At 61.2% G+C, this 19,351-nt stretch carries 17 protein-coding genes; 6 read left to right on the forward strand and 11 right to left on the reverse strand.

Annotated elements, in window-relative coordinates; all coding sequences use genetic code 11:
* The first annotated feature begins 4 nt into the window (after window positions 1-4).
* Window positions 5-1,990, forward strand: coding sequence for a thioredoxin domain-containing protein (locus tag FFS12_RS13070; RefSeq protein ID WP_137887216.1), 1,986 nt, complete (start codon window positions 5-7; stop codon window positions 1,988-1,990).
* 39 nt (window positions 1,991-2,029) lie between these two features.
* Here FFS12_RS13070 and FFS12_RS13075 read toward each other — a convergent pair whose 3' ends face one another.
* Entirely contained in the window at window positions 2,030-3,286 is a 1,257-nt protein-coding gene (locus FFS12_RS13075) for an MgtC/SapB family protein (RefSeq protein ID WP_137887217.1), read from the reverse strand.
* A gap of 245 nt (window positions 3,287-3,531) precedes the next feature.
* Between FFS12_RS13075 and FFS12_RS13080 the strand changes: the two genes are divergently transcribed.
* The 3 genes from FFS12_RS13080 to FFS12_RS13090 all read left to right on the forward strand — a co-directional run bounded on the left by FFS12_RS13080 (window position 3,532) and on the right by FFS12_RS13090 (window position 6,021).
* Window positions 3,532-4,467 (forward strand): universal stress protein, encoded by a 936-nt coding sequence (locus FFS12_RS13080; protein WP_137887218.1) that lies wholly within the window; start codon window positions 3,532-3,534, stop codon window positions 4,465-4,467.
* A 197-nt stretch (window positions 4,468-4,664) separates the two neighbouring features.
* Window positions 4,665-5,339, forward strand: coding sequence for a phosphoribosyltransferase (locus FFS12_RS13085; RefSeq protein WP_137887219.1), 675 nt, complete (start codon window positions 4,665-4,667; stop codon window positions 5,337-5,339).
* 37 nt (window positions 5,340-5,376) lie between these two features.
* Window positions 5,377-6,021 (forward strand): dienelactone hydrolase family protein, encoded by a 645-nt coding sequence (locus FFS12_RS13090; protein WP_137887256.1) that lies wholly within the window; start codon window positions 5,377-5,379, stop codon window positions 6,019-6,021.
* A gap of 122 nt (window positions 6,022-6,143) precedes the next feature.
* Here the strand turns inward: FFS12_RS13090 and FFS12_RS13095 are convergent, their stop codons facing one another.
* Window positions 6,144-6,581 (reverse strand): Cd(II)/Pb(II)-responsive transcriptional regulator, encoded by a 438-nt coding sequence (locus FFS12_RS13095; RefSeq protein ID WP_137887220.1) that lies wholly within the window; start codon window positions 6,579-6,581, stop codon window positions 6,144-6,146.
* Between the two features lie 82 nt (window positions 6,582-6,663).
* Between FFS12_RS13095 and FFS12_RS13100 the strand changes: the two genes are divergently transcribed.
* Together FFS12_RS13100 and FFS12_RS13105 are read left to right on the forward strand one after the other, a co-directional pair.
* Window positions 6,664-9,027: a heavy metal translocating P-type ATPase gene (locus tag FFS12_RS13100; RefSeq protein ID WP_137887221.1), complete on the forward strand. Its 2,364-nt coding sequence runs from the start codon at window positions 6,664-6,666 to the stop codon at window positions 9,025-9,027.
* Between the two features lie 51 nt (window positions 9,028-9,078).
* Window positions 9,079-9,369 (forward strand): zf-TFIIB domain-containing protein, encoded by a 291-nt coding sequence (locus tag FFS12_RS13105; RefSeq protein ID WP_137887222.1) that lies wholly within the window; start codon window positions 9,079-9,081, stop codon window positions 9,367-9,369.
* A 205-nt stretch (window positions 9,370-9,574) separates the two neighbouring features.
* Here the strand turns inward: FFS12_RS13105 and FFS12_RS13110 are convergent, their stop codons facing one another.
* From FFS12_RS13110 to FFS12_RS13150, 9 genes are all read right to left on the reverse strand, one after another.
* The gene (locus FFS12_RS13110; protein WP_137887223.1) at window positions 9,575-10,141 is read right to left on the reverse strand and encodes a phosphoribosyltransferase family protein; all 567 of its coding nucleotides are present in this window, start codon (window positions 10,139-10,141) and stop codon (window positions 9,575-9,577) included.
* 50 nt (window positions 10,142-10,191) lie between these two features.
* Complete coding sequence (locus FFS12_RS13115; RefSeq protein ID WP_137887224.1) at window positions 10,192-11,103, reverse strand: diguanylate cyclase domain-containing protein; 912 nt, start codon at window positions 11,101-11,103, stop codon at window positions 10,192-10,194.
* A 416-nt stretch (window positions 11,104-11,519) separates the two neighbouring features.
* Window positions 11,520-12,944, reverse strand: coding sequence for a glycosyltransferase family 39 protein (locus FFS12_RS13120; protein WP_137887225.1), 1,425 nt, complete (start codon window positions 12,942-12,944; stop codon window positions 11,520-11,522).
* A 188-nt stretch (window positions 12,945-13,132) separates the two neighbouring features.
* On the reverse strand, window positions 13,133-14,104 hold the full coding sequence (locus tag FFS12_RS13125; protein WP_137887226.1) for an SdiA-regulated domain-containing protein: 972 nt from the start codon (window positions 14,102-14,104) through the stop codon (window positions 13,133-13,135).
* Window positions 14,105-14,332: 228 nt separating this feature from the next.
* Complete coding sequence (locus tag FFS12_RS13130; RefSeq protein WP_137887227.1) at window positions 14,333-15,856, reverse strand: glycosyltransferase family 39 protein; 1,524 nt, start codon at window positions 15,854-15,856, stop codon at window positions 14,333-14,335.
* Between the two features lie 3 nt (window positions 15,857-15,859).
* A complete protein-coding gene (locus FFS12_RS13135) occupies window positions 15,860-16,147 on the reverse strand; it encodes a lipid-A-disaccharide synthase N-terminal domain-containing protein (protein WP_137820727.1) in 288 nt (95 codons plus the stop codon).
* A 1-nt stretch (window position 16,148) separates the two neighbouring features.
* Window positions 16,149-16,889 (reverse strand): glycosyltransferase family 2 protein, encoded by a 741-nt coding sequence (locus tag FFS12_RS13140; protein ID WP_137887228.1) that lies wholly within the window; start codon window positions 16,887-16,889, stop codon window positions 16,149-16,151.
* Between the two features lie 83 nt (window positions 16,890-16,972).
* Window positions 16,973-17,974, reverse strand: a complete 1,002-nt coding sequence (locus tag FFS12_RS13145; protein ID WP_137887229.1) for an NAD-dependent epimerase — start codon at window positions 17,972-17,974, stop codon at window positions 16,973-16,975.
* A complete protein-coding gene (locus FFS12_RS13150) occupies window positions 17,971-19,314 on the reverse strand; it encodes a UDP-glucose/GDP-mannose dehydrogenase family protein (protein ID WP_137887257.1) in 1,344 nt (447 codons plus the stop codon). The genes FFS12_RS13145 and FFS12_RS13150 overlap by 4 nt, the downstream gene beginning before the upstream one ends.
* Between the last annotated feature and the right edge of the window lie 37 nt (window positions 19,315-19,351).

Below are 19,351 nucleotides of genomic sequence, written 5' to 3' on the forward strand. Positions count from 1 at the left end.
AGTCATGAGCAATCGACTCGCCAACGAAACCTCGCCCTATCTGCGGCAACACGCAGAGAACCCCGTCGATTGGTATCCCTGGGGCGAGGAGGCGTTCCGCCGCGCGCACGATGAGGACAAACCCATCCATCTGTCGCTGGGGTATGCCGCCTGCCACTGGTGCCACGTGATGGCCCACGAGTCGTTCGAGAACCCGGAAGTCGCGCGCCTGCTGAACGAGCGCTTCGTCAACATCAAGGTCGACCGCCAGGAGCGGCCCGACCTCGACGACATCTACCAAAAAGTCGTGCAGATGCTGGGGCAGGGCGGCGGCTGGCCGCTGACGGTGTTTATGACCGCGCAGCGCGAGCCGTTCTTCGCCGGCACCTACTTCCCGCCGCAGGAGGGCTACGGCAGGCCCGGCTTCGCCCAGCTCCTGCGCGGGCTGAGCGCGGCCTGGCAGAACAACCGCGCGGCGCTGCGACAGAACGTCGAGCAGTTCCTCCAGGGTTACCGCGTCATGGAGAAACTAGTGCTGGAGGGCGAGACGCCGCCGGAGCAAGACCAGCCGGCCGCCGCCGCCCGGCTGTTTGCCAAGCACACCGACCGCGTGCACGGGGGCCTGGGCCAGGCGCCCAAGTTCCCCAACCCGGCCTGCCACGACCTGGTCCTGCGCCTCCATCAGCGCCTGGGCGAGCCGGACCTGCTGCTCTCCTTGGAGCTGACCCTCGAGCGCATGGCGGCCGGCGGGCTCTACGATCAGCTGGGCGGTGGCTTCGCCCGCTACTGCGTGGATGAGCGCTGGGCCGTGCCGCATTTCGAGAAGATGCTCTACGACAACGGCCAACTGGTGAAGCTCTATGCCGACGCCTATCGCGCGACCGGCAAGCCTGCCTGGCGGCGCGTGTTCGAGGAGACGATCGACTACATCCTGCGCGACATGACTCATCCCGAGGGCGGCTTCTACGCCAGCGAGGACGCCGACAGCGAGGGTGAGGAGGGCAAGTTCTACGTGTGGACCCCGGCGCAGGTGCAGGCCGTCCTCGGTGAGCCGGACGCCGCGCTGGCCTGCCGCGCCTACGGCGTGAGCGCGGCCGGTAACTTCGAGCATGGCAGCACGGTGCTGTACCGCGCGGCCGCACTGGACGCTGCGGAGGAGGCGCAACTGGCGGGGCTGCGCGACCAGCTGCTGGCGGCGCGTGACCGGCGCGTTCGCCCGGGGCGCGACGAGAACATCCTCACCAGCTGGAACGCGCTGATGATCCAGGGGCTTTGCGCCGCCTACCAGGCCACGGGCACCGCGCGCCACCTGGACGCAGCGCGGCGCGCCGCCGATTTCCTTCAGGCGCGCCTCTCGACCCCCGCGGGCGGCCTGTACCGGGCCTGGCGCGAGGGCACCGCCAAGGTCCCGGGCTTCCTCGAGGACTACGCCTTCCTCGCCAACGCGCTGCTCGATCTCTACGAGTGCGGCTTCGACCAACGCTATCTCGAACGCGCCACGCAGTTGGTCGAGCTGATCCTCGAGAAGTTCTGGGCGGACGGCCTCTACTTCACCCCGAGCGATGGCGAGCCGCTGGTGCACCGGCCACGCGCGCCGCACGACGGTGCCTGGCCCTCGGGCACTTCGACCAGCGTGTTCGCCTTCCTGCGACTCTTCGAGCTGACCGGTCGCGAGCTTTACCGCGAGCGCGCCGAGCAGGTGTTCGCGATGTACCGCGCCGCGGCTGCGCAGAACCCCTTCGGCTTCGCCCATCTCCTGGCGGCGCAGGACTTCGCCCAGCGCGGCCCGCTGAGCATCGTCATCGCCGGCGAGCGCTGCGCCGCTCGCGCCCTGGTGGCGAGCCTGCAGCGCCGCTACCTGCCGGCCCGCGTCCTGGCCTTTGCCGAGGATGTGCCGATCGGCGCGGGCCGGCAGCCGCTTGCGGGGCAAGCCACCGCCTATCTGTGCCGAAATCGCAGCTGCGAAGCCCCCGTGACCAGCGCCGCGGCGCTGGTCGAGCGCTGCCTCTGATCATGCTGTTGTTCCTCCGCAAGGGTGGCCAGGCTGGCGTCAGGCCAGCAGCCAAGTCTGGATCAAGGCCCCGCCCCACAGAGCACCCAGCACCAGTATTTGGCCGGGTATCACGCGCCTGGAAAACTTCGCCCCACCACTGGTCCAGGCGACCAGGCATTTTGAGCAGGCGTTGGTGGTCAAGGCCGCGAGAACCGGGAGGATGGCGCTGGCTGCCGGCAGCTGCCCGGCTTTTACCAGCAAGGCGACGGCGGCGGAGGGCGCGTGCGCATCGGCGAAGCCGCCCAGGGCCGTGGCGATGAAGACACCGCTTTGCCCGAGCCAGGCCAATAGCGCCGATGACAGCAGCGAAATAGCCGCGATGCCGAGCGCCACCAGGAGTGCCAGCTTGAGGTTGAACGCGCCGCCCACATCGATCGGGCTATGGCTCTCAGCTTGCTTGCCGCGGCGCATGAAGACCAGCGCGTAGATCAGGGTGGTGACGAAGCCTAATGCGAGCGGCAGCCACATCAGCCGTAGGGTCGGCAGGCTGACGGCGCCGAGCACCAGGCTCATCTGCACCATGGTGGCGAGGGTGGACAGGATCGCGGCGGTGCTGGCCGGCAGCAGGAGTGCCGGCTCGTCGCGGGCGCGGCTGCCCATGGCGGCGATGGTCGCCGTACTGGAGGCGAAACCCGAGGCGATGCCGGTAACCGCTAATCCGTAGCGGGTGCCGAGCAGGCGCACGGCAATATGGCCGGCGGCCCCAACCGCCATCATCAAGACCGTGAGTGTCCAGATGGTGCGCAGGTTGATGGCGGCAAACGGCCCGATAAAGCGGTCCGGCACCAGTGGCAAGATCACCAGGGCGGCGGTCGCCAGGATCAGGCCATCGCGGACTTCGCTTTCGGAAAGCTGCGTGCGGACAAACCGGTGCAGGCCCTGTCGGTAGGTCAGCAGCAGCGTCAAGACGACGCCGAAGGCTATGGCTACGCCGGGTTTTTGCGCGCACAGCCCGCCCAACACCAGCACCAGCAACAGGGCGACCTCGGTGGTCATGCCCGGCTCCTGGCTCGGGGTCTTGAGATAGGCGGCCGTCACCAACGCGGTCAAACCGAGGGCCATGGTGGCGAGCAGTAGCACGCCGCCCAGCAGCATGCAGACATAGCCGAGTAACGAGGTGGCGGTGAAGGTCCGCAGGCCGGCAAAGCCCCGCTCTTGGCCAGCGCCTTTCTTGCGCTCGCGCTCCAAGCCCACCAGCAGGCCTATGCCCAGTGCGGCGGCGGCGGAGTTGGCAAGGGTGTCGAGTTCATCCATAGGCCGCTATCCCCGATTGGCTATCCGGCACTGGCTCACTGGGGGCCGCCGGGTTGATTCAGATCAAGGCGTTGTCGGAGCGGCTGGCCAAATAATGAAACTCACCCTCGGTGCTGTCAGCACGCAACAGCAGGCCGACAGCGCGTGATTCAACGCTTCCTCTTGATCCACAGTAGTCGGGATTCACGAGGAAGTCCCTGGCGCGCGACGGCTACAGATCCTGGTTCGGCCAATGGAGGTGTCCCATGTCCGAGTATCAACGCTTACTGCTGGTAGCCCCGTCCGAGATGCGCCGCACCCCGGCATTCGAGCGGGCGGCCGCCCTGGCCAGCGTCAAGGGCGCAGCCTTGCACATCGTTGCATTCGATTATGTCGAAGCCATCGCGACGACCGGTTTGTTCAACCAAAGGGTGATGGCTGAGGTCCGCGAAGGGTACTTACAGCGGCACCGTTTGTGGCTTGAGGACGAGGCCGAACTGCAACGGAGCAAAGGGCTGACGGTGACCACGGAGGTACTTTGGGTTCAGCAGCCTTACGAGGAAATCCTGGTGCATGTGAAGGAAATGCAGGCGGATATGTTGATCAAGGATGCTCATCAGGAGCCGGCGCTCAAACGCGCCTTCGTCACGCCGTTGGATTGGCAACTGCTACGCGACTGTCCCACGCCCCTGCATCTGGTGACGGATGCCAGGCATCCCTTACCGCGCCAGATAGTCGCGGCGGTCGATCCCTTCCGCCCGGAAGAGCAGATCCGGGACTTGAACGATCGGATCATCCTCACCGCACTGAAGTTGGCGGCGCAATGCAATGCCGAACTGCATCTGCTGTATGCCTATGATGTGTCCTCCATGCTCGCTGCGGAGATGGGCATGGGTATGGGCATGGGCACGCTGCCGTTGTCGAGGGGCCTTAGCGAAGAATTGCGCGCCGCCCAGGAGCAAGCTTTCACCGGGCTGGCCGATCGCCACGGTGTACCGAAGGAGTGCCGGCATTTCCTTCTGGGGTCGCCCATCCAGGTGATTTCCGAGTTCGCCGTCAGCAGTCTTGCCGATGTCATCGTGATGGGCACCGTGCATCGTCGAGGCTTGCACAAACTGCTGGGCAGCACCGCCGAGCACGTCCTCTATCGGGTGCCTTGCAGCATTCTGGCGATCAAGCCGGAAAACGCCGTGGAGAGCTAGTTGTTGAGGTTCGCTAGGTCATGCAATGAGGTAGCCGCCGAAGTGACTATCTGAAGTCCAACCTGCTGCCTGCCGTATCCGTCGTCGATCCGCTCGCCGCAGAGCGCCTACGGAGCACCCCGATCCATAGGTCGAAATCAAAGAAAACCGCGCGAGTCTGGCGCATAGTGAAACGACGATACTCAGGAGATGACACCATGACCTGGGATATTCCTTTTCGCGACCGCCGGACGGCCGGTGAAGCGCTGGCTTCGGCCTTGCTGGAGTTTCGCGAGCGGCCGGAGGTGATAGTGCTGGGCTTGCCGCGGGGCGGCGTGCCGGTCGCCTATGAAGTGGCCAGCGCCTTGGGCGCGAGGCTGGATCTGATGCTGGTGCGCAAGCTCGGCGCGCCCGGCCAAAAGGAATTGGCGATGGGGGCCATCGCCGGCGGCGGGGTCCGGGTGCTGAACGAGGATGTGCTGCGCTATCGGCAGATCAGCGCAGAGGACGTGGACGCCGTCGTTCTAGAAGAAAGCCAGGAACTGCAGCGACGCGAACGGGCCTATCGGGGCGAGCGCCCCTGGCCGCAACTGGCGGGGCAACTGGTGATTCTGGTGGATGACGGGCTGGCGACCGGCGCCACCATGCGCGCGGCCATCGCGGCCACCCGCCAGCAGGCCGCCGCCGGCATCATAGTCGCCGCGCCGGTGGGGCCCCTGGAGACCGTGACGCTGCTGCGGCGCTTGGTCGATCGGGTGGTCTGCCTGTTTATCCCCGAGTTCTTCTATGCGATAGGTCAGTGGTATCGCGTGTTCGACCAGACCTCGGACCAGGAAGTTCAGGCCTTACTGCAGCACGCCTGGGCGCGGGAAGCCGGGAGCGGCGGGAGTTGAAGCCATGGGCACGCCAACGGGACTTCAGCAACGGCAGATGACCTTCAGCCTCGACCAGGCGCACTTGCATGGCGAATGGGTCGCGCCGGAGGGCGCCGAAGGTTTGGTGGTGTTCGTCCACGGCAGCGGCAGCAGCCGCTTCAGCCCGCGCAATCGCAGCGTCGCGCGGTATTTCAACGACCTTGGCCTGGCCACCTTGCTGTTCGATCTGCTCACCGAGGCCGAGCAGCGCGTCGATGAGGTCAGCCGCGCGTTCCGCTTCGATATTCCGCTGCTGAGCCAGCGCCTGACCGAGGTGATCGATTGCCTGCGCCGCGACGCCGCCGCGGGCGAGCTGGCGATCGGCTTATTCGGCGCCAGCACCGGCGCCGCGGCGGCGCTGATCACCGCGGCCGAGCGGCCCCGCGAGATCGCCGCGGTGGTGTCGCGAGGCGGGCGTAGCGATCTGGCCGGGAGCGCGCTCGCGCGGGTCGAGGCGCCGACCCTGCTGATCGTCGGCGCGGAGGACGACACTGTGCTGGCGTTGAACCGCCAGAGCAGCCAGCAGTTGCATTGTCCGCAGCGGCTGGCGGTGATCCCGGGGGCCACCCATCTGTTCGAGGAGCCGGGCAAGTTGCTGGAGGTGGCCGAGCTCGCCGGCGACTGGTTCCTCGAGCATTTGCAGCGACGGTCAGTGGCTTAGTGGCCTGTGTGGCGAGTTCAATTAGTCAATTTCGGCGCCTGAAGGGGAGCACGCAGAGTTCGGAAAAAATCGTCCGCTAAGGCACCAGCCCCACTTGCCTTAGTTTAAAACACGGGCTCTGTTCAGCTCGCCTTGCCAAGCGGATGACAGGAGCAACCCTCCCCCTCGGCTGCCTGTGCCAGATTGCGCATGATCCCGCACTCACTGGCTTTCTGATTGGCGTGGCAGGTATCACGCAGCGTGTGCAACTGCCGTTCGAGCAAGCGAAGTGATTCGAGTTGCTGGTGGATGCGCTCGATCTGCCCGTCGATCAGCTGGTTGATCTCGTCGCAGGCCAATTCGGGGTTAGCTTGAAAGCTACGTAACGTGCGCACGTCCGGCAGCCCCATGCCGAGCGAGCGGCAATGGCGAATGAAGTTTAGCTGCACCAGGTGCGCTTCGGCATAGCTACGATAGCCATTGGGCTCGCGTGCCGGCACGTCCAGCAAGCCTTCTCGCTCGTAAAAGCGCACCGTTTCCACATCGCAATCGCTGCGTTGTGCCAGTTCACCGATCCTCATTTCGTATTCCTCCAAACAGTGCTTGACCCTGTAGTTACTATAGGCTGTTGAATGGTGGCATTGTTCCCTGGGGTACACCAGCATGAGTCAGCACAACGAGCCTAATCCTGTGTTCCGCCGCCACCTGCAGAAGAAAAACGAGTGCGGTGGGTCAGACCATGACCATCGGGCTGAACACGACCAGGCGCAAGCCGATGAAGCTAGTCACGATCACGATCACGATCACGATCACGGCCACGACGGCCACCAGCATGATCACATCGATGCGTGCTGCGCTGCTGGCACGGAAACCAGCAAGGGTGTATCGCCTGCCAAGCACACTCCGCCGCCCAAGGGCGCCAGCCGGGTGCGCTACCGCATCGACAAGATGGACTGCCCCACCGAGGAACGGCTGATCCGTAACCGCCTGGAACCGATGCCTGGGATCGCCCGGCTCGATTTCAACCTGCTGGATCGGGAACTGACGGTGCACCACCGCCTGGACGATCCGCAGCCCATCGCCGCCGCGTTAGCCGCGCTAGACATGGCGCCCAGCCTGCTTGAGGCCGGTGCGCCGGCAACCGCCGTGCCACCGGCCCTGAGCGCAAAACTGAAAGGGCTGCTGGCCATCAGCGGCTTGGCTGCGGTCGGCGCCGAAGTCATCGCCTGGACGACGGGGCAGGAAACCTCCTGGCCGGTGATGGCCCTGGCTGCGCTGTCCATCTTGAGCGCCGGCCTGCCCACCCTGAAAAAGGGCTGGATCGCACTCAAGAACCTGACCCTCAACATCTATTTCCTGATGTCACTGGCGGTAGCCGGTGCCGTCATCATCGGCAAGTGGCCAGAAGCGGCGATGGTGGTGTTCCTGTTCGCCATCGCCGAGGCCATCGAAGCGCTGTCGCTGGAACGGGCGCGCAACGCGATCAAGTCGCTGACCGCGCTGGCCCCTGAAACCGCCGAGGTCAGGGTCGGGGACGGCTGGCAAGAGCAACCGGTGGTTGGGGTGGCGGTTGGTAGCCGCATCCGGGTTCGTACCGGTGCACGGGTGCCGCTGGATGCACGCGTCGAATCCGGGCGGGCCGCGCTGGACCAGGCGCCGATCACCGGCGAGAGCCTGCCGGTGGACAAGCAGACCGGCGACGCCCTATACGCCGGTAGCATTGTCACCGACGGCGTGGTGGAGGCGACTGTGAAGGCCGTAGCCGGTGACAGCACCCTGGCCCGCATCGCTGCAGCCATCCAGGACGCGCAATCGCAACGCGCGCCGACACAGCGCTTCGTCGATCAGTTCGCCCACTACTACACCCCCGCCGTAGTTGCCCTGGCCATCTTGGTGGCCGTGCTTGGCCCGCTGCTGTTCGGTGGCACGTGGGGGGCTTGGCTCTACCAAGCGCTGGTAATGCTGGTAATCGCCTGCCCATGCGCCCTGGTGATATCCACGCCGATCACGGCGGTCAGCGGGCTGGGGGCAGCGGCCAAGCATGGCATCCTGATCAAAGGCGGGGTTTACCTCGAAGGTGGCCGTCTACTAAAAGTCGTGGCGTTGGACAAGACCGGCACACTGACTCAAGGCAAACCTGTGCTGACCGATGCGGCGTCGTTTGGCGACATGCCGCTCGAGCAAGTCTTGATGATCGCGGCCAGCCTTGACGAGCACAGCACCCATCCGGTGGCGCAAGCCTTGGTCAGCGGATGGCGAGAAAGGCAGCCCGATGCCACGATTTTTCCGGTCGAAGATTTCAGCGTGCTCAACGGCCGTGGGGTCAAGGGCAGCATCGACGGCCAGCCGTGGCATCTGGGCAATCATCGCCTAGTCGAGGAGTTGGGTGTGTGCTCGCCAGCGCTCGAAGCGCGACTAGCGGTGCTGGAAAACGCCGGCAAGACCGCCATCGTCCTGTGCGCGGCCAGCGGCCCGGTGGCGGTGCTCGCGGTCGCCGACACCGTTAGGCCCGAGAGCTTTGCGGCAGTGACGGCCCTCAAGGCGTTGCACGTCGAACCGGTGATGCTGACCGGCGACAACCCGGCCACCGCGCGGGCGATTGCCGATCAACTCGGTATCCAGGACGCACGTGGCAACCTGATGCCAGAAGACAAACAAACCGCTGTCGCCGAACTCAAGGATCGTCATGGCGCAGTCGGCATGGTCGGCGATGGCGTGAATGATGCCCCGGCGTTGGCGCGGGCCGACATCGGCTTCGCGATGGGCGCGGCCGGCACCGCCACTGCGCTGGAAACCGCCGATGTCGCCATCATGGATGACGATCCGCGCAAGATCGCCGACTTCATTGCCCTGAGTCGGCGGACCGCATCCGTCTTGAAGCAGAACATCGCGCTGGCACTGGGCATCAAGGTGGTCTTCCTCGCGCTGGCGCTGAGCGGCCATGCGACGCTGTGGATGGCCGTGTTCGCGGACATGGGCGCGAGTTTGTTGGTGGTGTTCAATGGGTTGCGATTGCTGCGCCGATGACGCCGGAGTCCGTTCTTTACGATTGGTTGGTCCCCGCAAGGAGATGAAATCATGCAATGCCCCGTCTGCAAGGACATCGCGCTGGTCATGACCGAACGCCAGAGCATCGAAATTGACTATTGCCCACAATGCCGTGGTGTTTGGCTGGATCGCGGCGAACTCGACAAGATCATCGAGCGCAGCCAGCAGCAGGAGGCCGGTCGATTACCTCAGGAGATCGGACGCATGCCGCCACAGAATGCTGCCCCGGAACAATTCGGCTACAACAGGCATGGCGAGCACCGAGGTCACCACGGTCAGCAACACGGCAGGAAATCGTTCTGGAAGGAAATTTTCGACTAAGCATGCCGCATTCCGCAGGGTCAGGTTGAGCTACACCTCAACCGGGCGTCAGGCGTACGATTTTTCCGTTTTCTCTGTTCCCCCTGAGGCCCCGATACTGCGTTGCCGCTCCTCGCCATAGCCCTGCTATGACTGGTCGCGGCGCCTTGTCTCAGGACTCCAGGCATCCGAACTTGAGTTAACCAACTAGCCGTACAGGCCAGGCTCAAGGTGTGCGACGCACGATCTCGATGCGGAACTCGGCCTCGTAGGGCGGAACGTTGCATTCGACGATATCGCCCGGCGCGATCTGCAGGCGCACGCCGACCACGTCGGCGTGGATTGGCTGGGTGCCGACGCAGCGATCCACCAGGACCGCCGTGCCAATCTCGCGGGCGCCCAGGCGTGCCAGGTAGGCGCACACGCGCAGCAGCGAATGGCCACCGTAGAGCACGTCGTCGACCACCAGCAGGCGGGTCGCAGGCAGATCCAGGCCGGCCAAGGCCGGGTTCTCCTCCAGGGCCGTTTCGGCATGCAGCACCCGCAGGTCATCGGCATAGCGCTTGACCTTCAGTGGGTAAAGCGGCGCCGCTATACCGTGTTGCGCCGCCAGCCGCTGCTGGAGCATGCGCGCCAGCGGTTCGCCGCGCCTGAGCAGGCCGATCAAAGCCAGCGGCTGCACGGGCGTCAGCCAGGCCGCGATGCGGCGGGCCATGGCGTCCAGCACGGCGTCCAGTTCCTCGGTGGTGTACAGGCAGACGCGCTGCCCGGCCGGTTTGCTGTCTGTCTCCATCGCGCTGCCTCCTGGCACATGCAAAGGTTAGAGTCGGGCGCCGTGGGCGGCTAGGCTGGGCCGCTGCACGGCCGATCCGCCAGGCAGAAGCGGTAAGCGCCGCCCCCGGCTGCCTTGGCCCGGTACATGGCGGTATCGGCCCGGCTGAGCAGCTCCTCGGCCGATAGCCCGTCGCGGGGGTAAAGGCTGATGCCGATGCTGATATGGATCTCGACCGCCTGCTCATCGATCCCGAACGGTCGATCGATGCTGGCGACCAATTGCCTGGCCAAGGCCTCGACCACCTCGGTTTGCTCGAGGCGAGTAATGAGGATGGCGAATTCGTCGCCGCTCAAACGGGCCACCACATCGGACCTGCGCACCGCCCGGCCGAGGCGCTCGGCCACGGCGATCAGCAGCTTGTCCCCGCTGGCGTGGCCCAGGGTGTCGTTGATGGTCTTGAAACGATCGAGGTCGAGAAACATCAGGGCGAACAGTTGCTGGGTGTGCGCCGCGTGGCTGATCGCCTGGCGCAGCAGGTCGAGGAAGAGGGTTCGGTTGGGCAGGCCGGTGAGCCCGTCGTGGTAGGCAAGACGACGCATCTCCGCGTGTTCCTGATCCGACACCGTGAGGCTGTGCTGGATGGCGATGAAGTGGGTGATCACGCCTCTGGCGTCGAGCAGCGGGGTGATGACCTGATTGACCGTGTAGCAACTGCCGCTCTTGTGGCGTTCGACCAGTTCTCCCTGCCAGGGTTGGCCGGCGAGTATCGTCTGCCACAGATCCTGATAGAAGCTCGGGCTTTGCCTGCCCGAGTACAGCAGGTGCGGCGTCTGCCCGATCAGCTCCTGGCGCGGGTAGCCGCTCAGGCGACAGAAGGCATCGTTCAGCCAGACGATGCGGCCCGTGCGGTCGGTAATCAGTATGGCGTTTGTCGCGGCTTCCAATGCCCTTACCAACAGCTGTTGGTCATGCTCGCTCATGGGGCACCTCGCTGGGGGCGAAGCTACTCGTCTGCTCTGCTGAACCCTTGATCATGATCAGCAAATGCCTGCTGCAGGAGCCAGCATGCTGGCGCAAGCGCTCGCGCACAAGCAGTGCTGCGGCGCCATCTCACCTACGCTTGATCTAGCGCAAGAAGTCCCTCGGTCACTTGCCTAACGCTAGTCGAACTCCGCCCACAAGCTGGGTGAAATGACGCTCTGGGGGCACAGGTGAAAGCACTCCAGCGGCATGCCGCAGTCCACCGCTTCTACCACCTCGCCCGGACTCCGCTGACCGGGCGGGCCTGTTTCGTCGCGCTTGAGCTCGGCCCACAAACTCTGCTGGGCGACCTCAACCGGCCAGTTTAAGGCTTGGAGGTGTCTACGAAATTAATGGCGATTCAAGCTACACAATTTCACAACGCGTTCTGACATAAATTGCCTAACTGAATCAATAGCGCTTCTTTCCCGCTCTTCAAATAGGGCTTGAAGTGTTTGGTCGCACAGCGCGACAACCAAGACAGTGTCGTTGGGGGCGGCGCCATGACGAAAAGCTGGGCGTCACGCGATGCATGCGACCTGACCTGATCCTCCGTCAGTTCCTGGATGGAACGGCCAGCGTAGAACACCAGACGCATATCTGGCGGGCCGAGGCTGTAGATCGTTTGAGCAGGATTAGCGGCAGTCGCAACCCTAATCCCAGGGAGGGCTTGGACACGATAAGCGAATACCTGTCGTTCGAACACTGCATAAAAACTAACAAAACAGATGAGCGTCAATGGCGGCAGCCAGGTCAGGATGCTGCGCCACCAACCTTGCACTGAGGTGAGCACCCTTACCCAGTGATACGCCAGCAAAAGAGCGATAACCGGGTAAGTCGGCAAGAGGTATTTCGCGTGTTTATCGGTAAAAAGGGAAAAAATCAGGAGCGGCACAAGTGCGGCACACGCCAGTAAGTTGAACTCGGGAACCGTGCGGATTTTTTGCCATAACTGCCGTGGTCGGATAAACAGCACAAGCCAAAACGGGAAGAAATCCCCCGCCAGGTAAGCCAGATAGGAGTACCAAGGCTCTCCGCCGTCGCCGCTAACTTTATCGACGATGTCTTGTTGGAGTATCGATTGCCACACGCCCCATCCTTCCTGCAAGGTCACGGCAAAATACCAGGACCCACCGATCAACAAGGCAACCAGCCAACCCAAACCATCACATAAAAAAGCCTTGGCGCGTTGATGGGACTGGAGCAGGGCAAAGATAAGAATGGGGATGGAGACGAAGAGCAGGCTCACCGGCCCTTTGGTCAGCAGACAACAACCAAGGATCGTATAGCTGAGCAGGACCCAGCGACGACTACCGTTGCCAAACAGATAGGGCCAGGCAGACAACAGGGACAATAGGCAAAGTCCAGTCAGCGACATCTCGATTTCAGCCCGTCTGGCGAACATGCTGAAACCGGCATTGGCCGCCAAGAATATGGCTGCAAAGATTCCGACCTGGCGCCCACCCAGCTTTGAACCCAGCAGATAGACGCCGGTGAGGCAGGAGAGCGCGAAAAGCGCCGAAGGCAGGCGCATGGCCCACTCTGAAACCTCGCCGAGCAGATGCACCGGCACGAGGGTCAGCCAATAAAAGAGCGGCGGCTTGGCCAGATATAGACTCCCGTTCATATACGGGAGCAGCCAATTGTTTGCTTCATACATCTCGCGAACCGTCACCGCTCGCCTGGCTTCGTTGACGCTAAGAAACGGGATATCGCCATTTCCCCAAAGGCACAGAAGAAGCAAGAGCACCGCTAAAACGACGCACCAAAACAAACTCTCTTTCCCGATTTCTATTTTCATGAAAATCGATCTCAAAGGGGGCGTGACAATTCCACGAGACTGCGCTTAAACAGGTCTCGAGTGTCGATCATGGGCTTATTACCAGAGTTCGTAAGGTACTTGGTCTTAACCCCCCGTGAAACCGTCGAAATTTTCGGCGGCGATGTCACTGAATTTTTTGCTACGAAATTCTAGAGTCAAGCATGTTATTACCGTAAGACTGGCTTTTCCCCATTTTTATGGAATGCGTAGAGTAAGTTAGGCTCACTGGCTATGTACAGATTCCCATCGTTATCCAAAGTCACTCCTTCAGCTTCAAAAATGGATTTTTTCACATCGCTAAACCCGCTCAAAAACGTACGAGAACTGACCATTTCACCTTCCTCACTAAGCTCGATCAGCAATTTTGACTCTTGACTAAGTATGAGGATATGACCTGTTTTAGGGGCGAAGTGGATGTCTGAAATATCGGTCGCAAAAAAATTTGCGTTTACCCAACTGGTTAGATCACGGATGTTTATTTGCAAGTTCCCTTCGAGACTCTTGCGTACCCCTGTGATTTCATAGAGCTGACGCGGGCCGCGCTCTTTGGCTACGAAGAGACGATCATTTTTAGTGTCATAGGTGATACCTTCAAAGCCCTTGTTGGGGGGGCCAAGATTGATGCCTAGAGAAATGAACTTAGCATCCTTCTTGTCGATGGGGCCTGGTGTTTCAGGTAACCGGAGAAAACACAGCTGTTGAATTCTCTCGTCGACTATTGCTACGAGACCATTGCCCATGTACGCGATACCCTCCGTATCTTCGAATCCGACAAGAGGGTATTGATCGATGACTTCTCCGCTCTTGCTCAGAGACACGACCTGCATGGGGGCGGCATTTGTAATGGCCAGCAAACGGTCCTTATCATAGTCATAGGTAAGACCAGATAGATCATTCCCTATTCCCTGTATGGGTTTTTCATCGAGATACACTTTATAGTCTGGCAGCCAGATGCTTTTGCCCACCCAGGCGGGGGCATTCTGCGTGCTAACCAAATAGAAGTAGAGGCGCTCATGCCAGCGAAAATTAATTGTGGCAACGGAGGCGATCGCTACGGCTAAGAGAACCAGAATCCAGAGCATGGTTTTGCTATTTAAGCGTTTCGTTCTCGGCGGACTAAGTTCAACTCGGCTATTCATGCGAACAATCCATCTTAGAGTGAATATATCTACGAGGTTGAAAGGAGGCGCTGATCTGCTTGTTGTATTTCCGGGAATGTCTGAATCAGCCCTGCGTGTTCTGCTGTCCTGACCACCGATTTCAAAACCAGAAGCTCAGCCATTAACTCAGTGACTCCGATCCTCCCGACTCTCGTTTAAGCCCCGTCGAGGCGAAGGGATAGAACAGAGGGCTGTTAAACGGGCTCTTCAAAAAGGCGAAGTTTTCCAGGCGAAGCGATAGGACTTGAATGCCGTGCTGTCATGACATTGGCCGTTATCGGCGTCCGCCCCCACCAGGAACCACTCCTCTCGTGAGGTATCGCCGATCTTCCGCGCCTTCTCCGGGTTGAAGCAGCGCGCCAGTTCGCCGGCCGGGATCAAGGCTGAGGCCTGTGGATGGCCCTTGAGCCACTCGACCGCCTTATCGATCTGGCCTGGAGCACCCATGCCGAAGTGCACTATGGGTTGCCGGGCGAACAGCCAATGTCCTTCACGCCAGTTGGTCAGAACCAGGTCGGAACCCTGGGTGAGTGCCGCAGCTTCAGCCATCAGTGACTGGTGGGGGTTGGCCCCCTCCTTGATGGGCTCGAGGAAGCCACGGGCGAACCAGGCGACGAACCAGAATACGGCCAGTCCGGTGAAGATCTTCCGGCCCAATGGGCGCTGGCCGAACCAGCGGCGCAACAGCCAGGGCACCAGTGGCGCAATCACCAGCACCAGGCCAGGGAGGGCCGGGTAGATATAGAGTTTGCGTTTGCCGCTGCTGAGGGTGAAAAACAGCAGGACGAGGACCACCCAGCCGAGCAGTACCAGAACCCTGCCATCGTGCTTGAGCAGTTGCCGGCGCCAGGCTGGAATCAGCCAAGGCAACGCCAGCACCAGCGGCAGCCAATACTTGGGGATGACCTTGGCGAAGAAGTACCAGAATGGCTCTTGGTGGGCCCAGGCGCTGGCATAGCGTTGCGCCGTCTGGCGCAACAGAATCTCGTTCACATAGGCGCGACTGGCCTCATCGCCGTGGAGCACTACGGTGAGAACCAGAGGCAGCAGCCAAACGGCAATCGCGGCCAAGGCCACCACCAGCCCGAGCAGCCAGGCACGGCCCTGACCAGGCATGCGCACGACGCCCGACCAGCCCTTGCGTGCGGCATAGGCGTAAGGGATCAGCATCAGAATGGGTAGGAAGCCGACGCCCTTGCTGATGATGCCGAAGCCCATGGCGGCACAGGCCAGGTAGAACCAGCCCCAGGCCGGACCCAGCAGCAGATGCCGGACCATCCCGTATAGGCCAAGCACGATCCACAGGCAGAGAAAGCCATCGATCTGCCCCGCTCTTAGTATGCTGTAGGTTTGGTAGGTCGCCAGGAACAGCAGGCTGGCGATCACGCCGATGCGGCGGCTCCACAAGCGCGTACCTAGATCGTAGAGACAGGCCGTGGCGACGAGGCCCGCCAGCAGCGCGGGGAGAAACAGCGCCACCCTCGGCAAGCCGGTGATACTGGTGAACAAGGCGACCATCCACATGAACAATGGCGGCTTGTCCGGGTAGATCTCGCCGGCGCGGTGGGGGATGAACCAGTCGCCGTTTTGCAGCATTTCCAAAGCGACGCCGAGAAACCGCTCTTCATCGACGTTGGCCGGCTGGCGCAGGCCAATCCCGGCCCCCACCAGCAACGCCGTCAGCAGCAACAGGCAGAAAAGCTCCAAACGGGGGGAAATAGATAGCCGCACGAATCAGCCCCTTTCTTCTTCCGGATGGTTTTTTTTGACCCGGGCGATCAATTGCAGATTGCGCAAGTAAACGATGAAACCGAAAGACTGCCCGAGGATGAAAACCGGGTCTTCACGGTAAATGGCGTATGCCAGCAGCAAGGCACTGCCGACCATGCTCAGATACCAGAAGCCGACCGGAATCACGCTGCGTTTCTTGTATTCGCTGTACAGCCACTGCAGGGCGAAACGGCCGGTGAATACCAGTTGCCCGGCAAAACCGACGGCCAGCCATAGAGTTTCCCTGCCCATATCAGTTCTCTAGCTCGCGAGGAAGTACATCGAAGCGTGTGCGCCTGATCAGCCACCAGACTCCGAACAGATCGAGAATGCCGACCAGCGCGCGATCGATATTTCCGTACTTGGACACACCCGCGCCCCGCGGGCGATGGTTGACCGGGTGCACCAGCATCCTGCCCTTGTGGCGTTGAATCAGCGCCGGAATGAAGCGGTGCATGTGATCGAAGTAAGGCAGGCGCAGGAATGCCTCCCGCTCGATGAGCTTCAGACCGCAACCGGTATCCGGCGTCGCGTCCTTGAGCAGTCGGCTACGCAGTTTGTTGGCAAACCGCGAAGCCCAGCGCTTGCTCGCCGTGTCACGCCGATTCACCCGATGCCCGGCAATCAGCTTGAGGTCCTCGGGGCATCCCGGGGCGCGAATGATCGCCAGCATGCCGGGGATGTCCGCCGGGTCGTTCTGCCCATCACCATCGAGCGTCGCCAGCCATTTGCCCTGAGCCGCGCGAGCCGCATGGTAGAGCGAGGTGCTTTGCCCCAACGAGCGCTCATGGCTGAGGACCCGCAGTTGCGAAAAACCGGACCGTTTCAGGGTTATCAGCTGCGCGGAGCTGTTATCGGTACTGCCGTCATCGACGACAATCACTTCGAACGACTCACCAGAAAGGGCATGGCGAATCTCTTGCAACAGGCCGGGAAGATTCTCGGCTTCATTCTTTGCAGGGATCAGTACTGAGAGGTAAGGACTAGTCGACATTATTAGTTCACTGACAGATTGGTCTTATAGTTTTAATGCAATGCAACCGCTCATTGCGCCTTAGCCACGTGCGACTGGACGGATCAAACTTCGTAGAAGCCGCGATACCACTCGACGAAATTCTTCACGCCGACACTCAAGGTGGTGCTGGGCTGAAAGTTCACCCGTTGGGAAAATTCGCTGACATCGGCCCAGGTTCGCACCACATCGCCGGGCTGCATGGGCATGAAGTTCTTGATCGCCTCGATGCCTGTCGCCGCCTCGATGCAACTGACGAAGTCCAGCAACCTGACTGGCGAACCCAGGCCCAGGTTGTAGATCTTTGCCGGGGCGACTTGTGCGCCTTGCGAGCCGTCCATGGAGACTTCATGGGTTGGCGGCAGGCAGTCTTGGATCCTGGCCAGCCCTTCCACCACGTCATCGATATAGGTGAAGTCGCGGGACATCTCGCCGTTGTTATAGATATCGATCGGCTGTCCGCCCAGTATCGACTTGGTGAATTTGAAGGGAGCCATGTCCGGCCGCCCCCAGGGACCGTAGACGGTGAAGAACCGCAACCCCGTGGTTGGCAACCCGTACAGGTGGGAGTAGGTGTGCGCCATCAGTTCGTTGGCGCGCTTGGTGGCCGCGTACAGCGACACCGGGTGATCGACCGCATCGGAGGTGGAAAACGGCAGCTTGGCGTTCATGCCATATACCGAGCTGCTTGAGGCGTAAACCAGATGCGCTACTTCGCTATGCCGGCAACCTTCCAGAATATTCAAGAAGCCGGTCAGGTTGGAGTCCGCATAGACCTCGGGATTCTCCAACGAGTACCTCACTCCAGCTTGCGCTGCCAAGTGAATCACTCGCTCGAACTTATGTTCTTTGAAGAGTATTTGAATACTTTCTCTGTCTGCGATATCGATCTTTTCGAATTTAAAATTCGTATGGACCTCAAGCTGGCTCAGGCGCGCCAGCTTGAGGTCGACACTGTAGTACTCATTCAGATTGTCGATTCCGACTACTTCATGCCCGGCAAGGCAGAGTCGCCTTGCCGTGTGAAAGCCGATAAAACCAGCCGCACCAGTCACCAAAAACTTCATGCCTCACCAACCCCCACGACAGCCCGCCCAATGGCGTAGTAGGCGATGCCCAGCGCTTTCAGTTTCGACGGCTCGAAAATGTTTCGACCATCAAAGATCACGTTGTCGCTCAGGGTCTGCTTGATGAAGTCGAAGTCGGGAATACGGAAGCTGCGCCACTCCGTGAGAATCACCAGGGCATCGGCGCCGACCAGTGCCGCCTCCTTGCTCTCGGCCAGGAGCAGATCGCTTTTATCGCCATATATCCGGCGGGCCTCCTGCATGGCTTCCGGATCGAATGCCTGGACCCTGGCACCGGCTAGCCACAAAGCCTCCAGCAGTACCCGGCTTGGCGCCTCGCGCATATCGTCGGTGTTCGGTTTGAAGGACAGGCCCCAGACGGCGAAGGTCTTGCCGCTGATGTCTGCGTTGTAGTGCTTGTTGATGTTCTCGAACAGCTTGTTCTTCTGTTTGCGGTTCACCGCCTCGACCGCTTCCAGCAATTGTGGCGCGTAACCCACCTCTGCCGCAGAGTTTCTCAGTGCCTGAATGTCCTTGGGGAAACAGGAACCGCCATAGCCGCAGCCGGGATAGATGAAGTCATAGCCGATGCGTGAATCCGAGCCGATGCCTTTACGCACCATCTCGATGTCCGCGCCAAGACGCTCGGCCAGGTTCGCCATCTCGTTGATGAAGGAAATCTTGGTGGCCAGCATGCAGTTGGCGGCGTACTTGGTTAGCTCGGCGCTGCGAGTGTCCATGATGATCATTTTTTCGTGATTACGGCTGAAAGGCTTGTACAGCTCACGAAGTAGATCAATGACGCTGGGATTCTCCGTGCCGATGACGATGCGCTCCGGGCGCATGCAGTCATCCACGGCCGAGCCTTCTTTTAGAAATTCAGGATTTGAGACGACCTCAATGCGGAACTCCCGCTCTCTCGCCTGTATTAAGGATAGGATCCTGTCGTTGATCTTCTCCGCTGTACCCACAGGGCTGGTTGATTTGTTGATCACAAGCTTGGAACAGTCTGCATACTCGGCAATGGTTTGCGCGACAGAAAAAACATTGCTGAGGTCGGCACTCCCTTCGGGACCGGCGGGGGTGCCAACCGCAATGAAAATGACATCCGCAAAAAGAACGCCAGCTTTGGGATCCGTGGTGAAGCTCAGCCTTGTCGAAGCCAGATTGTTCTTGAGGAGCTCTTCCAATCCCGGCTCATAAATAGGGGACACACCCTCGTTCAGCGCTCGAATCCTATGCTCATTGCTATCAACACAGCAGACAAAGTGGCCAACTTCAGCGAGACATGCCGCTTGTGTTAGTCCGACATAGCCGGTACCAAAAACTGTGATCTTCATAAACGATTCGTACTCGAATAAAAGCAGCACATTGCGA

It is taken from the genome of Pseudomonas sp. 2FE (assembly GCF_005503735.1).
Lineage (GTDB): Bacteria > Pseudomonadota > Gammaproteobacteria > Pseudomonadales > Pseudomonadaceae > Aquipseudomonas.

Bases quoted from the DNA above. Each gene is read 5' to 3' on its own strand.
- FFS12_RS13070 (WP_137887216.1), top strand. From the start codon at position 5: ATGAGCAATCGACTCGCCAACGAAACCTCGCCCTATCTGCGGCAACAC.
- FFS12_RS13120 (WP_137887225.1), bottom strand. From the start codon at position 12,944: ATGAAAATAGAAATCGGGAAAGAGAGTTTGTTTTGGTGCGTCGTTTTA.
- FFS12_RS13115 (WP_137887224.1), bottom strand. From the start codon at position 11,103: ATGAGCGAGCATGACCAACAGCTGTTGGTAAGGGCATTGGAAGCCGCG.
- FFS12_RS13110 (WP_137887223.1), bottom strand. From the start codon at position 10,141: ATGGAGACAGACAGCAAACCGGCCGGGCAGCGCGTCTGCCTGTACACC.
- FFS12_RS13145 (WP_137887229.1), bottom strand. From the start codon at position 17,974: ATGAAGTTTTTGGTGACTGGTGCGGCTGGTTTTATCGGCTTTCACACG.
- FFS12_RS13150 (WP_137887257.1), bottom strand. From the start codon at position 19,314: ATGAAGATCACAGTTTTTGGTACCGGCTATGTCGGACTAACACAAGCG.
- FFS12_RS13085 (WP_137887219.1), top strand. From the start codon at position 4,665: ATGACCTGGGATATTCCTTTTCGCGACCGCCGGACGGCCGGTGAAGCG.
- FFS12_RS13090 (WP_137887256.1), top strand. From the start codon at position 5,377: ATGACCTTCAGCCTCGACCAGGCGCACTTGCATGGCGAATGGGTCGCG.
- FFS12_RS13095 (WP_137887220.1), bottom strand. From the start codon at position 6,581: ATGAGGATCGGTGAACTGGCACAACGCAGCGATTGCGATGTGGAAACG.
- FFS12_RS13125 (WP_137887226.1), bottom strand. From the start codon at position 14,104: ATGAATAGCCGAGTTGAACTTAGTCCGCCGAGAACGAAACGCTTAAAT.
- FFS12_RS13140 (WP_137887228.1), bottom strand. From the start codon at position 16,889: ATGTCGACTAGTCCTTACCTCTCAGTACTGATCCCTGCAAAGAATGAA.
- FFS12_RS13105 (WP_137887222.1), top strand. From the start codon at position 9,079: ATGCAATGCCCCGTCTGCAAGGACATCGCGCTGGTCATGACCGAACGC.
- FFS12_RS13100 (WP_137887221.1), top strand. From the start codon at position 6,664: ATGAGTCAGCACAACGAGCCTAATCCTGTGTTCCGCCGCCACCTGCAG.
- FFS12_RS13075 (WP_137887217.1), bottom strand. From the start codon at position 3,286: ATGGATGAACTCGACACCCTTGCCAACTCCGCCGCCGCCGCACTGGGC.
- FFS12_RS13135 (WP_137820727.1), bottom strand. From the start codon at position 16,147: ATGGGCAGGGAAACTCTATGGCTGGCCGTCGGTTTTGCCGGGCAACTG.
- FFS12_RS13080 (WP_137887218.1), top strand. From the start codon at position 3,532: ATGTCCGAGTATCAACGCTTACTGCTGGTAGCCCCGTCCGAGATGCGC.